The following is a 14,802-nucleotide window of genomic DNA, read 5'->3' on the forward strand; positions in this document are numbered from 1 at the left end:
GTGCGCGTCATGCGAACCGCCAGCCACGGCCGCATCCGGCGCCCTTTCGCGGCAGCCCGCGCACATCCAGCGTGAACCCCCTTTCCCCATCCACTACTTCAATCTGTTCAACATGAGCCAAGTCAAGCGCCTTACCGACCTGATCGCCGCCGGCCAGCTCGCCGGCAAGCGGGTATTCATCCGCGCCGACCTGAACGTCCCGCAGGACGATCAGGGCAACATCACCGAGGACACGCGCGTGCGTGCGTCCGTGCCGGCCATCCAGGCCGCGCTCGACGCCGGCGCGGCCGTGATGGTCACGTCGCACCTCGGTCGCCCGACCGAAGGCGAATTCAAGCCGGAAGACTCGCTCGCGCCGGTCGCGAAGCGCCTCGCCGAGCTGCTCGGCCGCGACGTGCCGCTCGTGTCGAACTGGGTCGAGAACGGCGTGAACGTCGCGCCGGGCCAGGTCGTGCTGCTCGAGAACTGCCGCGTGAACAAGGGCGAGAAGAAGAATTCGGACGAGCTCGCGCAAAAGATGGCGAAGCTCTGCGACGTGTACGTAAACGATGCGTTCGGCACCGCGCACCGCGCGGAAGCGACCACGCACGGGATCGCGAAATACGCGCCGGTCGCGTGCGCGGGCCCGCTGCTGGCCGCCGAACTCGATGCGCTCGGCAAGGCGCTCGGCAACCCGGCCCGCCCGCTGGTGGCGATCGTCGCCGGCTCGAAGGTGTCGACCAAGCTGACGATCCTGAAGTCGCTGGCCGAGAAGGTCGACCAGCTGATCGTCGGCGGCGGCATCGCGAACACGTTCATGCTCGCGGCCGGTCTGCCGATCGGCAAGTCGCTCGCGGAAACCGACCTCGTCGGCGACGCGAAGGCGATCATCGACGAAGCGCGCACGCGCGGCGCATCGGTGCCGATCCCGACCGACGTCGTGACGGCCAAGGAATTCTCGCCGACGGCCGCGGCCACGGTGAAGCAGGTCGCCGACATCGAAGCGGACGACATGATCCTCGACATCGGCCCCGATACGGCCAAGGCGCTCGCGAGCCAGCTCGAGAAGGCCGGCACGATCGTGTGGAACGGCCCGGTCGGCGTGTTCGAGTTCGACCAGTTCGGCAACGGCACCAAGACGCTCGCGGAAGCGATCGCCAAATCGTCCGCGTTCTCGATCGCGGGCGGCGGCGACACGCTCGCGGCCATCGCGAAGTACGGCATCCACGACCAGGTCAGCTACATCTCGACGGGCGGCGGCGCCTTCCTCGAGTTCCTCGAGGGGAAGAAGCTGCCGGCGGTGGAAGTGCTCGAAACGCGGGCGGCCTGAGCGTGGCGGCGCGCGCAGGGGTGACGAAGGCCGCGCGCTCCGCGAAAGCGGAGCAGCCGGCCGGCGCGGGCCAGCGCAAACGCGCGCCCGCGCGGGCGAACTCCGCCCCGCGCGCACCGGCGGCCGTCGGCGACGCGGCCGTGCAGCACCACGAGATTCAGAACAAAGCGATGCCGGGCGCAAGCACCGGCACGCCCCCCGGAACGGCGGCCGCTGGGCCTGCCGCTTCCGGCTCTCGCAGCGTTTCACCCAGCGCATCCACCTTGATCCAGATGAGGAGTTTCATGCAGCGCGCCACCAAGATAGTCGCCACGATCGGCCCGGCTTCCAGTTCGCCGGAGATTCTGCTGCAGATGATGCAGGCGGGCCTCGACGTCGTGCGGCTCAATTTTTCGCACGGCACGGCCGACGATCACCGCCAGCGCGCCGAGATGGTGCGCGAGGCCGCCCGCAAGGTGGGCCGCGAGATCGCGATCATGGCCGACCTCCAGGGCCCGAAGATCCGCGTCGGCAAGTTCGAGAACGGCAAGACCACGCTCGAGCCGGGCCAGGCCTTCATCCTCGACGCGGCCTGCGAGCTCGGCAACGACGAGCGCGTCGGCCTCGACTACAAGGAATTGCCGCGCGACCTGCGGCCGGGCGACCTGCTGCTGCTGAACGACGGCCTGATCGTGCTGACCGTCGAGCGCGTGCTCGGCGACGAGATCCACACGATCGTCAAGGTGGGCGGCGAGCTGTCGAACAACAAGGGGATCAACCGCCAGGGCGGCGGCCTGTCGGCACCGGCGCTGACCGCGAAGGACATGGAAGACATCCGCACCGCGATGTCGCTCGGCGCGGACCTCGTCGCGGTGTCGTTCCCGAAGAACGCGACCGACATGGAAATGGCGCGCCAGCTCGCGAACATCGCGGGCGCGCCGTACGGCATCAAGCCGAAGATGATCGCGAAGATCGAGCGCGCGGAGGCGATTCCGGCGCTGCAGAGCATCCTCGACGCGTCCGACGGCATCATGGTCGCGCGCGGCGATCTCGCGGTGGAAGTGGGCAACGCGGCCGTGCCGGCGCTGCAGAAGCGGATGATCCGGATGGCGCGCGAGTCGAACAAGCTCGTGATCACCGCGACGCAGATGATGGAATCGATGATCTACGCGCCCGTGCCGACCCGCGCGGAAGTGTCGGACGTCGCGAACGCGGTGCTCGACGGTACCGACGCGGTGATGCTGTCGGCCGAGACGGCCGCCGGCAAGTACCCGGTCGTCACGATCGAGACGATGGCGGCCGTGTGCGTCGAGGCGGAAAAGTCGGAGCACGTCGAGCTGGACAAGGATTTCCTCGACCGCACGTTCACGCGGATCGACCAGTCGATCGCGATGGGCGCGCTGTTTACCGCCTACCACCTGGGCGCGAAGGCGATCATCGCGCTGACCGAATCGGGCGCGACCGCGCTGTGGATGTCGCGTCACTACACGCACGTGCCGATCTTCGCGCTGACGCCGCGCGTCGGCAGCGAGCGCACGATGGCGCTGTACCGCAACGTGACGCCGCTGCACGTCGACTTCAACAGTGACCGCGACTCGGCGCTGCAGGCGGCGCTCGAGATCGTCGTCAAGCAGGGCTACGTGCAGCACGGCGACATGGTCGTGCTGACCGTCGGCGAGCCGATGGGGCAGGCGGGCGGCACCAACACGCTGAAGATCGTGCGGGTCGGCGAGCACTATTGAGCGAGCGCTGAACACCTGGCCGGCCTGCGGGCCGGCTGCCCGGTTCGATCCAATTCGATCGGGCACCGTTTTTCAGACGAAAGCCGCGCAGGGTCGAAGCCCCGCGCGGCTTTTTTTCTTTTTTTTGCCCGCATTGTGCCGTGCGAACGTAACAAATTGCGAGCGGGCGCCACCGGGCGGTCGGAATCGGAGGCGCTTCGCGATAAAATGCGGCTATTCGACGCTCAGCCGCGCCGCGCCACCCCGGTTCGAACGGGGGCGGGTGCCGCGCCGGCGTCAGGGCGCACCGGTTTTCATTCCAAGGAGTTCCACAATGCCTCTCGTATCAATGCGTCAATTGCTGGACCACGCAGCAGAGCACGGTTACGGCCTGCCGGCCTTCAATGTGAACAACCTGGAGCAGGTCCAGGCGATCATGGCGGCGGCTGATCAGGTCGGCGCGCCCGTGATCATGCAGGCATCGGCCGGCGCGCGTAAGTACGCGGGCGAGCCGTTCCTGCGCCACCTGATCGAAGCGGCAGTCGAGTCGTACCCGCACATCCCGGTCGTGATGCACCAGGATCACGGCCAGTCGCCGGCGGTCTGCATGGGCGCGATCCGCAGCGGCTTCACCAGCGTGATGATGGACGGTTCGCTGGAAGCCGACGGCAAGACGGTCGCGTCGTACGAATACAATGTCGACGTGTCGCGCAAGGTCGTCGAGATGGCGCACTCGATCGGCGTGACGGTCGAAGCCGAACTCGGCGTGCTCGGCTCGCTCGAGACGATGAAGGGCGACAAGGAAGACGGCCACGGCGCGGAAGGCACGATGACCCGCGAGCAGCTGCTGACCGATCCGGAGCAGGCGGCCGACTTCGTGAAGCTCACGCAGTGCGATGCGCTCGCGATCGCGATCGGCACGTCGCACGGCGCGTACAAGTTCTCGAAGAAGCCGACGGGCGACATCCTGTCGATCCAGCGCATCAAGGAAATCCACGCGCGCATCCCGAACACGCACCTCGTGATGCACGGTTCGTCGTCGGTGCCGCAGGAACTGCTGGCCGAGATCCGCGAATTCGGCGGCGACATGAAGGAAACCTACGGCGTGCCGGTCGAGGAAATCCAGGAAGGCATCAAGCACGGCGTGCGCAAGATCAACATCGACACCGATCTGCGTCTCGCGATCACCGGCGCGATCCGCCGCTACCTGTTCGAGAACCCGGGCAAGTTCGATCCGCGCGACTACCTGAAGCCCGCGCGCGAGGCGGCGAAGCAGGTCTGCGTCGACCGCTACCTCGCGTTCGGCTGCGAAGGCCAGGCCGGCAAGATCAAGCCGGTGTCGCTCGACAAGATCGCCGAGCAGTACAAGTCCGGCGCGCTCGCGCAGGTCGTGCGCTGAGACTGTAGTACGATTGCCCCGCCCGATTCTGCCGCTGGGCAGGGGCGGGCCGCCCGGTAGCCGGCTGATCCGGCCCCGGGCAGCCTTACCGTCCGGCCGAACGAGGGCCGGCCGGCAACCGCCCGGGCGCCGTCGCCCGGCCGGTTCGCCGACGTATTGCAAGACCGCCGTTCCCGCCTGCCGCGGGGAACGGCGTTTCCCTTTTTGTTTGGCTCCTTATCTGCGAAAAGACGATGTCTACCCTTTACGAATCCACGCTCCGCTCGCTGCCGCTCCTCGGTCGCGGCAAGGTCCGCGATAACTACGCGGTCGGCAACGACAAGCTCCTGATCGTCACGACCGACCGCCTGTCGGCATTCGACGTGGTGATGGGCGAGCCGATTCCGAACAAGGGCCGCGTGCTGAACCAGATGGCGAACTTCTGGTTCGACAAGCTCGCGCACATCGTGCCGAACCACCTGACGGGCGACGCGCCGGAAGCGGTCGTCGCGGCCGACGAGGTCGAGCAGGTGAAGGGCCGCGGCGTGGTCGTCAAGCGCCTCGAGCCGATCATGATCGAGGCCGTCGTGCGCGGCTACCTGGCCGGCAGCGGCTGGAAGGAATACCAGGCGTCGGGCGCCGTGTGCGGCGTGCAGCTGCCGGAAGGCCTGCAGAACGCGCAGAAGCTGCCCGAGCCGATCTTCACGCCCGCCGCGAAGGCCGAGATGGGCGAGCACGACGAGAACATCACGTTCGACGAAACCGAGCGCCGCATCGGCACCGAACTGGCCGCGACGATCCGCGACATCTCGATCAAGCTGTACAAGGAAGCGGCCGACTACGCGGCGACGCGCGGCATCATCATCGCCGATACGAAGTTCGAATTCGGCCTCGACAACCACGGCAAGCTGTACCTGATGGACGAAGTGCTGACGGCCGATTCGTCGCGCTTCTGGCCGGCCGACCAGTACGAAGTCGGCACGAACCCGCCGTCGTTCGACAAGCAGTTCGTGCGCGACTGGCTCGAGGCGCAGCCGTGGGGCAAGACGGCGCCGGCGCCGGTGCTGCCGGCCGACGTCGTCGAGAAGACGGCCGCGAAGTACCAGGAAGCGCTCGAGCGCATCACGGGCCAGTCGCTCGCCTGAGCAAGGACATACGGAAATGAGTGAAGTGCAGACCGCCCACACGCACAGCGCGCCGCTCGTCGGCGTGCTGATGGGTTCGAGTTCCGACTGGGACGTGATGAAGCATGCGGTAGCCATCCTGCAGGAATTCGGCGTGCCGTACGAAGCGAAGGTCGTGTCCGCGCACCGGATGCCCGACGAGATGTTCGACTATGCGGAGAAGGCGCGCGAGCGCGGGCTGCGCGCGATCATCGCGGGCGCCGGCGGCGCCGCGCACCTGCCCGGCATGCTGGCCGCGAAAACCACGGTGCCGGTGCTCGGCGTGCCGGTCGCGAGCAAGTACCTGAAGGGCGTCGATTCGCTGCACTCGATCGTGCAGATGCCGAAGGGCGTGCCCGTCGCGACATTCGCGATCGGCGAGGCCGGTGCCGCGAATGCCGCGCTGTTCGCGGTGTCGATCCTGTCCGGCACGTCGGTCGACTACGCGAACCGGCTCGCCGCGTTCCGCGTGCGCCAGAACGAAGCCGCGCACGCGATGGTGCTGCCGCCGCTGGAATGACGGCGCACCGGCGGCCGCGCGTCGCGGCTGCCCGACCCACCCCACTGCGGCGGGCAGCGCCCGCCGCGACCGACCACTGACATGACCGCAACTCCTGATTCCGTTTCCCCGATCCTGCCCGGCGCGTGGCTGGGCATGGTCGGCGGTGGCCAGCTCGGCCGCATGTTCTGCTTTGCCGCCCAGTCGATGGGCTATCGCGTCGCCGTGCTCGATCCCGATCCGACGAGCCCCGCCGGCGCGGTCGCCGACCGCCACCTGCGCGCGGCCTACGACGACCAGGCCGCGCTCGCCGAACTGGCCGACCTGTGCGACGCGGTGTCGACCGAGTTCGAGAACGTGCCGGCCGCGAGCCTCGATTTCCTCGCGCGCACGACGTTCGTCGCGCCGGCCGGCCGCTGCGTCGCGGTCGCGCAGGACCGGATCGCCGAGAAGCGCTTCATCGCGGCGTCGGGCGTACCCGTCGCGCCGCACGTCGTGTTCGAATCGTCGGCGGCGCTCGCCGCGCTCGACGATGCCGCGCTCGACGCGGTGCTGCCGGGCATCCTGAAGACGGCGCGCCTCGGCTACGACGGCAAGGGCCAGGTGCGCGTGAGCACCGCGCAGGAAGCGCGCGACGCGCATGCGGCGCTCGGCGGCGTGCCGTGCGTGCTCGAGAAGCGCCTGCCGCTGAAATACGAAGTGTCGGCGCTGATCGCGCGCGGCGCGGACGGTCGCTCGGCCGCGTTCCCGCTCGCGCAGAACGCACACCACAACGGCATCCTCGCGCTGACGGTCGTGCCGGCGCCGGCCGCCGATGCCGCGCGTGTCCAGGAGGCGCAGCAGGCGGCCGTGCGGATTGCCGATACGCTCGACTACGTCGGCGTGCTGTGCGTCGAGTTCTTCGTGCTGGAAGACGGTTCGTTCGTCGCGAACGAGATGGCGCCGCGCCCGCACAACTCCGGCCACTACACGGTCGATGCGTGCGCAACGAGCCAGTTCGAGCAGCAGGTGCGCGCGATGACGCGCATGCCGCTCGGCAACCCGCGCCAGCATTCGCCGGCCGCGATGCTGAACATCCTCGGCGACGTGTGGTTCCCGAACGGAGCGGCGGCCGATGCCGTCACGCCGCCGTGGGACACGGTCGCGGCGATGCCGACCGCGCACCTGCACCTGTACGGCAAGGAAGACGCGCGCGTCGGCCGCAAGATGGGCCACGTGAACTTCACGGCCCAGACGCGCGACGAAGCCGTCGCCGCCGCCACCGCGTGCGCGCAGCTGCTGCGCGTGCCGCTCGACTGAGGCGCCAGCCGATGTCCATCGATCTCCCGAAGCCCGTGACGCCCGCGCAGATCGACGCGGCCGCCGCGCTGCTCGATGCGGGCCAGCTCGTCGCGTTTCCGACCGAAACCGTCTACGGGCTCGGCGGCGACGCGGCGAATCCCGAGGCCGTCGCGCGCATCTACGCGGCGAAGGGGCGGCCCGCGAATCATCCGGTGATCGTGCACCTGCCGCCGGGCGGCGATCCGGGCTACTGGGCCGACGCGCTGCCGGCGGATGCGCAGGCGTTGATCGATGCATTCTGGCCGGGCCCGCTGACGCTGATCCTGAAGCGTCACGCGCGCATTCCGGACGCCGTGAGCGGCGGGCAGGATTCGGTCGGGCTGCGCTGCCCGTCGCATCCGGTCGCGCAGGCGCTGCTGGCCGCGTTCAGCGCGCGGCGCGGCGGGCACGGCGGCGTTGCCGCGCCGTCCGCGAACCGGTTCGGCCATGTGAGCCCGACGACCGCGCAACACGTGCGCGAAGAATTCGGCGACACCGTGCACGTGCTCGACGGCGGCGCATCCGAAGTCGGCATTGAATCGACGATTCTCGACCTGTCGCGCGGCTTCCCGGCGCTGCTGCGCCCGGGCCACGTGACGCCGCAGCAGATCGCCGACGTGCTTGGCCGCGCGCCGCGGCTGCCGGACGGCAGCGACGCGACCGCGCCGCGCGCGTCGGGCACGCTGAAAGCGCATTACGCGCCGCGCACGCCGCTCGCGCTGCTGCCGTTCGACGCGCTCGAGCCGCTGCTCGCGGCCGCGCAGGCCGATGGCGAGCGCGTCGCGCTCGTCGCACGCGCGTCGCGCGCGGGACGCTGGGCGCAGGCCGACGGCGTGCATTTCGTCGCGGCGCCGGAAGATCCGCAGGCCTATGCGCGCGACCTGTACGGCATGCTGCGTGCACTCGATCGTGCGGACGTCGCACGGATCCTCGTCGAGAAGCTGCCGGACACCGTCGAATGGATTGCGGTCAACGATCGCCTCGGCCGCGCGGCGGCCGCGTTCGAAGCGCAGCGCTAACGCGCAATCCGCGGCAAGCCGCGCACCGATATCCGCGCCGAAAGGACGAACGCCCGACCGGGAGCCGGTCGGGCGTTTTCGTTTGATGCGGTTCGCGGCGCGCCCCGGCTTCGGTGCGCTTACTTGCCGACGCCGGATGCCGCGATCTGCTTCTCGACGAACTGCGCGACCAGCACGCCCATGTGCGTCGACGGGTGGACCGTGTCGGCGAACATGTAGGTCTGGTCCGCATTCGCGGCCGTGTAGGTTTGCGGCGAGCAGAACAGCGACGAGCCGAATGCGGACGGCATCGGCGCGCCGAACGCCTTCGCCGCGTTGATCATCGCCTGCAGGTTGCACGCGGTGCCGGTGTTCGACACGGTGAAGCCGTTCGCCTGGTAGTTGGCCGTGATGCCGTCCTGCCACGAGAACGTGTCCATCAGCACGTACTTGGTCGTGTCGACCTTGAGCGCCTGCAGCGTTGCGACCAGCGCCTGGTTGAACAGCCCCGACAACTGCGTGAACGCGGCCTGCGTGCCGCTCGATACGGCCAATGGCGTGCCGCCGATGTCCGGCACGTTCGACACGAACACGTGCGTGCCGCCCGCCGCGACGATCTGCTGGACGATGCCGGCGTACTGCTGCGCGGCGAGACCGATCGCCTGGGCCGCCGCGAGTTGAGCGGCCGGCGTGTTGCCTTGCGCCTGCGCGACCTGCGCCTGGTAGAAAATGTCGTTCGCGCCGCCGTTGAGCAGCACGATCTGGCCTGCGTTGAAGCTGCCGTGCTGCGACAGGTACTGCTTCACCTGGTCGGCGATCGGGATCGTCGTCGCCTGTGCGAAGTCGGAATTCGGCACGCTTGCGTCCGCGTGGCCGATGCCCGGCTGCAGCGTGACGCGCGAGCCGCCCTGCGCATAGCCGAGGCCGCCCGTCGCCTGTAGCGGGATGCCGAAGCCGCCCTGGTTGGCGGGCTGCAGCGTGTCGCCGTAGTAGGTCGCGACGAGCTGCGTCCAGACCTGCCCCGGGTTGGTCGTGAAGCGGCCGCCGCCGAAGCCGAGCTTGATCTGCGAGTAGGTGCCGGCGTCGGACAGGCTGTCGCCGAACGATACGATCTGCATCTTCACGCCCGACGGCGGCGTGTTCGACGCGCTGCTGTTGTTGTCGTCACCGCCGCCGCAGGCGGCGAGCAGCGCGAGCGCGGCGCCGGCGATCGCGACCTGCGCGGTGCGCAGCATGCGCTGCCGGGTGCGGGAAGGCGCGTGTTGTTGTGACTGCATCGTTCGATCTCCTCGTAGATATGGCCTGATGTATTTCTCATCTGCCGCGTGCCTGCTCGGTTCCGGGCTGCGCGGCGGCCGTTGGCTGAAACGGTTTATCGGTCACGCGCAGCCGCAAGCGGCACGGTGCGTGGATCCTGGTTTGCGGCCTCGGCATTCTGCGCATGATAAGCGCTCGCCCATTCGGGCGGGCCGAAAATCGCGCGCAGCTTGTTGCGCCATCCGTCGACGCGCAACGCGTCGGCCGCCATCGACACCCACTCGTGGAACGTTGCGACGAGCGGGTTGTTCGAGCCGAGCCGCTCGACGATCCCGTACTGCGGCGGGTCGTCGGGCGTTTCCTCGACATAGCTGCCGAACAGGCGATCCCAGATCACAAGGACGCCTGCGTAATTGCGGTCGATGTAGCGCGGGTTGCGCGCATGGTGCGCGCGGTGGATCGACGGCGTGTTGAGCACGTATTCCAACCAGCCGAGCTTGCCGATCGCCTGCGTGTGCACGAAGAACTGGAACGCGAGGTTGATCAGCACGATGCCGACGACCTGTTGCGGCGGAAAGCCGGCGAACGCGAGCGGCAGCCAGAACACCCACATGCCCGCGACGGGGTACATCAGGCTCTGGCGGAACGCGGTCGAGAAATTCATCCGCTCGGACGAGTGGTGCACGACGTGCGCGGCCCACAGCCAGCGGACGCGATGGCTCGCGCGGTGGAACACGTAGTAGAGGAAGTCCTGCGCGACGAACAGCACCGCGAACGACAGCCAGCCGTCGTGCCACGTGAAAAGGCGGTAGTGCCGGTAGCAGTACGCGTAGACGGGGATCACGAACAGCCACGCGATCTTGTCGGCGCCCTGGTGCATCAGCGCGAGCGCCGCATTGCACAGCGTGTCGCGCCACGCATAGACGGCGTCCTGCGCACGTGTGCGGGCGAGGTGCCAGGCTTCCCACGCGATGCAGAGCAGGAAGACGGGCGCCAGCGCGAGCAGAAGCAATTCGACGTCGAATCGCATGGGCGTGTCTCCTTCTTTCCCCTGCTAGCCGTGAGGCCGGGCGGTTGGCCCGTTGTAGATATCGGTCAGGCCAACAGCCTACGCAATCGCCACGCGCTAGGCGAGGGGGGAGCGTAGAGGGTTCCCTCTGAGGACAGGGTTTCTACGGAAGCCGCGCGGCGCGGGGCCGGGCGGTGCGGCCCTGTTTGGCGCGCGCGATTTGTGCGGTACGTCGCACGCGGGTCACGGCGGCCGTTTCAAACCGCGAGGGGCGGGATTCCGCCTGCGGGGCGGCAGCAGGCCGCACGGGCCGCCCGCGAGGGCGGCCCGATGCGCGGTGCCGTGCCGCGTCGCGGCGCGCGGATCGTCAGTGCGCGCCCGCGTAGATCCATTCGAGCAGCGTGTCGTGCGCGGCGCGCGCGGCTTCCGCGTGATCGTTGTTGATGAAGCTGACGACGATGTAGCTCTGGCCATCGGCGCCGGCGACGTAGCCGGCGATCGCACGCACGTCGCGCAGCGTGCCGGTCTTGATGTGCGCGTTGCCGAGCACGCCGGCGCTGGTGAGGCGGTTCTTCATCGTGCCGTCGATGCCGGCGATCGGCAGCGAATCGACGAATGCCTGCGCGACGGGGCTTGCGTTCGCGGCCTGCAGCAGCGCGGCGAGCGACAGCGCGCTCACGTGCTCTTCGCGCGACAGGCCCGAGCCGTTTTCGAGCTCGAGGTCGGGCATCGCGATCCCGTTCTTCTGCAGGAACGCCTGGATCGCGCGGCTCGACTGCTCGGGCGTCGCGGGCGGCTTGCCGCTGACCGCGCCGATCGTCAGGAACAGGTTGCGCGCCATCACGTTGTTGCTGAACTTGTTGATGTCGTAGACGATGCTGCCGAGTACCGGGCTGTGATGCACGGCGACCGGCCGCGCGGTGGTCGGCACCTTGGCTTCGCTCACGGGCCCCGTGATCGTGCCGCCGTCCTGCTGCCACAGCGCGAGGAAGCCGCGCGCGAAGAACGTCGTGTGATCGAGGATCGCGAGGTTGGTCGTGTGCGCGCCGCAGCGCAGCGGATAGTCGCCGGCGAACGACGCGGTCATGATCCCGCCGCCGGCCGTCAGCGTCGGGCGCGCGGCCGAGGCCGCCGCGCTGCACGAGCCCGTGCCTTCGACGAGCTGGTTGTCGATCGCCAGGTTGGCGAGCGGCGGCAGCACGTCGACGGCCACCTTGCCGTCGTCGCCCGGCGTGACCGTGAACGACACGGCCTTGAACGCGTACAGCAGCGGGTCGGGGCCGACGTTGTACGGCGCGCTGGCGTCGTCGTCGAACGACGGCAGGTCGCGCGTCGATGCCGCGAAATAGCTCTTGTCGAGCACGAGGCCGCCGGCCACGCGCTTGATGCCGGCCTTGCGGATCTTGTCGACGAGGTCGATCAGCTCTTCGGGCACGAGCTTCGGATCGCCGGTGCCCTTGATGTACAGGTTGCCCTGCAGCGTGCCGTCGGGGTCGAGCGTGCCGTCCGTATAGGCGGTCGTGCGCCAGCGGAAGTCGGGGCCGAGGATCGACAGGCCCGAGAAGGTCGTCACGAGCTTCATCGTCGACGCCGGCAGCATCGGCCGGCTCGCATTCCACGCGATCAGCGGCTCCGGATCGCCGACGCGCTCGACGACGACGCTCATCGCCGATGCCGGCACCTTCGCCCGCTGCAGCGCGACGAGCACGGATGCCGGCAGGCCGGCCGCGCGCGCGGCGGGCGACACGACAGCGGTCTTGTGCGCTTCCTTGTGGGATTTCTTGCGGGCTTGCGCGGCCGGCGCGAAGGCGAGGGCCGTGCAGGTGGCGACGACGGCGGCTGCGCGCAGGCAGAGGCGGGCGCGGGGGGCGAACCGGGCGGAAAGAACGGAAATCGGCATGGGCGAATACGGCGGAAGCACGGGGTTCGGGCAGGGCGCGCGGGGCGCCGGAGCGCACATTGTAGAGACAAGTCCGGACAGGCCCCTTGCAATCCGCCTTTCGGTTGCATTGCACGGGCCACGCGCATCTTTGCCGCCTGCATGCCGCGCACGCGATTCGCGGCGCTACAATGGTCGGCGTGTCTGACTTGCCCCATGGATGTCTGTCCCGATGCGGATTCTGCTTGTCGAAGATGATCGAATGATTGCCGAGGGCGTGCGCAAGGCGCTGCGCTCGGACGGCTTTGCGGTCGACTGGGTGCAGGACGGCGACGCGGCGCTCACGGCGCTCGGCAGCGAGACGTACGACCTGCTGCTGCTCGATCTCGGCCTGCCGAAGCGCGACGGCATCGACGTGCTGCGCACGCTGCGCGCACGCGGACTGTCGCTGCCGGTGCTGATCGTCACCGCGCGCGACGCCGTTGCCGATCGCGTGAAGGGGCTCGACGCGGGCGCTGACGACTACCTCGTCAAGCCGTTCGACCTCGACGAACTGGGCGCGCGGATGCGCGCGCTGATCCGCCGTCAGGCCGGGCGCAGCGAATCGCTGATCCGCCACGGCGCGCTGACGCTCGATCCCGCTTCGCACCAGGTGGCGCTCGACGGCGTGCCCGTCGCGCTGTCCGCGCGCGAGTTCGCGCTGCTCGAGGCGTTGCTTGCGCGGCCCGGCGCGGTGCTGTCGAAGAGCCAGCTCGAGGAGAAGATGTACGGCTGGGGCGAGGAGATCGGCAGCAACACGGTCGAGGTCTACATCCACGCCCTGCGCAAGAAGCTCGGTTCGGACCTGATCCGCAACGTGCGCGGGCTCGGCTACATGGTCGTCAAGGAAAGCTGACGCGTGAGGTCGATTCGTCATCAATTGCTGATCTGGCTGCTCGCGATCGTCGTCGCGGGCGTGGGCCTCGCGGGCTGGCTCATCTATCGGCAGGCGCTCGCCGAGGCGAACGAGCTGTTCGACTACCAGTTGCAGGAAATTGCCGCGGCGCTGCCGTCGGAGCCGTTCTCGCAGGTGTTCGGCTCGCGGACCAACGGCGACGAAGGCATCGTGATCCAGATCTGGAACCGCAACGGCGTGCTGATGTACTTCTCGCATCCGCGGGCGCCGATCGCGCCGCGCGCGGAGCTCGGCTTCTCGACCGAGCGCACCGACCGCGGCGAATGGCGCGTGTACGGCGCGATCGTCGGCGACAACGTCGTGCAGCTCGCGCAGCCGGTGTCGGTGCGCAACCGGCTCGCGGCGAACGTCGCGCTGCGCACGCTGTGGCCGCTGATCGTGCTGCTGCCGTTTCTCGGCGCGGCCGTGTGGGTGATCGTCGGGCGCGGGCTCGCGCCGCTCGGCCGCGTGACGCGCGCGGTCGAGGCGCGCCGGCCGGAAGCGCTCGATCCGCTGCCCGACGCGCGCCTGCCGCTCGAGGTGCAGCCGCTCGTGCGGGCGCTGAACGGGCTGCTCGCGCGGCTGTCGGCCGCGCTCGACACGCAGAAGGCGTTCGTGGCCGACGCCGCGCACGAACTGCGCACGCCGCTCGCGGCCGTGCAGATCCAGGCGCAGCTCGTCGCCCGCGCGAAGGACGATGCGTCGCGCCGCGAGGCGGTCGCGGATCTCCAGGATGGCGTCTCGCGCGCGACGCGTCTCACGGAGCAACTGCTCGCGCTCGCACGCGCCGAGCCGGACGGCGCGACGATGCGCGAACCGGTCGACCTGCAGGCGCTGCTCACCGAATGCGTGGCCGCGCATGCGCCGCTCGCGCAGCGGCACGACATCGATCTCGGCTTCGAGGAGACGCGCGCGGCGAGCGTCGTCGCGGACGTCGGCGCGCTGCGCGTGATGTTCGGCAACCTGCTCGACAACGCGGTGAAGTACACGCCGGACGGCGGCCGCATCGACGTGTCGCTGACCTGCGACGCGGCCGGCCGCGCGTGTGTCCAGATCGGCGACAGCGGGCCCGGCATTCCGGCCGACGAGCGCGAGCGCGTGTTCGACCGCTTCTACCGCGACAGCTCCGCGCGCGCGCGCGCCGACGTGTCGGGCAGCGGGCTCGGGCTCGCGATCGTCAAGCGCGTGGCGGCGCAGCAGGGCGCGACGGTGTCGCTCGGCGACGCGGCCGCGGGCGGCCTGCTCGTCAGCGTCGTGTTCCGCGACGCCGAGATGCCGGCCCGGGCGCCGCGCCAGCCGGAATCCGCCTGACGAGGGCGCCGGGCGAGCCGCTTAAGCCCCGTTTAAGGCTGATTA

At 69.3% G+C, this 14,802-nt stretch carries 13 protein-coding genes; 9 read left to right on the forward strand and 4 right to left on the reverse strand.

Translation table 11 applies throughout. The annotated features are described in order from the left end of the window. Nucleotides 1-112: 112 nt before the first annotated feature. Nucleotides 113-1,309: a phosphoglycerate kinase gene (locus tag BFF94_RS29650; RefSeq protein ID WP_128844587.1), complete on the forward strand. Its 1,197-nt coding sequence runs from the start codon at nucleotides 113-115 to the stop codon at nucleotides 1,307-1,309. Nucleotides 1,310-1,466: 157 nt separating this feature from the next. On the opposite strand, the gene BFF94_RS38235 is transcribed toward BFF94_RS29650, so the two are convergent. Then, a complete protein-coding gene (locus BFF94_RS38235) occupies nucleotides 1,467-1,595 on the reverse strand; it encodes a hypothetical protein (RefSeq protein WP_021164118.1) in 129 nt (42 codons plus the stop codon). On the opposite strand from BFF94_RS38235, the gene pyk reads away from it, so the two are divergent. The 6 genes from pyk to BFF94_RS29680 all read left to right on the forward strand — a co-directional run bounded on the left by pyk (nucleotide 1,582) and on the right by BFF94_RS29680 (nucleotide 8,388). After that, the gene (pyk, locus tag BFF94_RS29655; RefSeq protein ID WP_504740302.1) at nucleotides 1,582-3,030 is read left to right on the forward strand and encodes a pyruvate kinase; all 1,449 of its coding nucleotides are present in this window, start codon (nucleotides 1,582-1,584) and stop codon (nucleotides 3,028-3,030) included. The genes BFF94_RS38235 and pyk overlap by 14 nt on opposite strands. 313 nt (nucleotides 3,031-3,343) lie before the next feature. Continuing rightward, nucleotides 3,344-4,408, forward strand: a complete 1,065-nt coding sequence (gene fba, locus BFF94_RS29660) for a class II fructose-bisphosphate aldolase (RefSeq protein WP_047898922.1) — start codon at nucleotides 3,344-3,346, stop codon at nucleotides 4,406-4,408. Between the two features lie 233 nt (nucleotides 4,409-4,641). Continuing rightward, entirely contained in the window at nucleotides 4,642-5,532 is an 891-nt protein-coding gene (locus BFF94_RS29665) for a phosphoribosylaminoimidazolesuccinocarboxamide synthase (RefSeq protein ID WP_128847221.1), read from the forward strand. 16 nt (nucleotides 5,533-5,548) lie between these two features. Next, a complete protein-coding gene (gene purE, locus BFF94_RS29670) occupies nucleotides 5,549-6,070 on the forward strand; it encodes a 5-(carboxyamino)imidazole ribonucleotide mutase (RefSeq protein WP_006413303.1) in 522 nt (173 codons plus the stop codon). Nucleotides 6,071-6,151: 81 nt separating this feature from the next. Further along, nucleotides 6,152-7,348: a 5-(carboxyamino)imidazole ribonucleotide synthase gene (locus BFF94_RS29675; protein WP_128849377.1), complete on the forward strand. Its 1,197-nt coding sequence runs from the start codon at nucleotides 6,152-6,154 to the stop codon at nucleotides 7,346-7,348. Between the two features lie 11 nt (nucleotides 7,349-7,359). After that, complete coding sequence (locus tag BFF94_RS29680) at nucleotides 7,360-8,388, forward strand: L-threonylcarbamoyladenylate synthase (protein ID WP_219140136.1); 1,029 nt, start codon at nucleotides 7,360-7,362, stop codon at nucleotides 8,386-8,388. A gap of 119 nt (nucleotides 8,389-8,507) precedes the next feature. Here BFF94_RS29680 and BFF94_RS29685 read toward each other — a convergent pair whose 3' ends face one another. From BFF94_RS29685 to dacB, 3 genes are all read right to left on the reverse strand, one after another. Further along, nucleotides 8,508-9,644 (reverse strand): SGNH/GDSL hydrolase family protein, encoded by a 1,137-nt coding sequence (locus tag BFF94_RS29685; RefSeq protein ID WP_128846297.1) that lies wholly within the window; start codon nucleotides 9,642-9,644, stop codon nucleotides 8,508-8,510. A 95-nt stretch (nucleotides 9,645-9,739) separates the two neighbouring features. Continuing rightward, entirely contained in the window at nucleotides 9,740-10,654 is a 915-nt protein-coding gene (locus tag BFF94_RS29690) for a sterol desaturase family protein (RefSeq protein WP_128846294.1), read from the reverse strand. A 346-nt stretch (nucleotides 10,655-11,000) separates the two neighbouring features. Further along, the gene (gene dacB / locus BFF94_RS29695) at nucleotides 11,001-12,533 is read right to left on the reverse strand and encodes a D-alanyl-D-alanine carboxypeptidase/D-alanyl-D-alanine endopeptidase (protein WP_128846291.1); all 1,533 of its coding nucleotides are present in this window, start codon (nucleotides 12,531-12,533) and stop codon (nucleotides 11,001-11,003) included. Between the two features lie 211 nt (nucleotides 12,534-12,744). Here dacB and BFF94_RS29700 point away from each other — a divergent pair, with 211 nt between their 5' ends. Both BFF94_RS29700 and BFF94_RS29705 read left to right on the forward strand, forming a co-directional pair. Further along, nucleotides 12,745-13,407 carry a response regulator gene (locus BFF94_RS29700; protein WP_128846289.1) on the forward strand — a complete coding sequence of 221 codons (663 nt, stop codon included), beginning with the start codon at nucleotides 12,745-12,747 and terminating at the stop codon, nucleotides 13,405-13,407. Between the two features lie 3 nt (nucleotides 13,408-13,410). Continuing rightward, entirely contained in the window at nucleotides 13,411-14,757 is a 1,347-nt protein-coding gene (locus BFF94_RS29705) for an ATP-binding protein (RefSeq protein ID WP_219140137.1), read from the forward strand. The last annotated feature ends 45 nt before the right edge of the window (nucleotides 14,758-14,802 follow it).

It is taken from the genome of Burkholderia catarinensis (genome assembly GCF_001883705.2).
GTDB lineage: Bacteria > Pseudomonadota > Gammaproteobacteria > Burkholderiales > Burkholderiaceae > Burkholderia > Burkholderia catarinensis.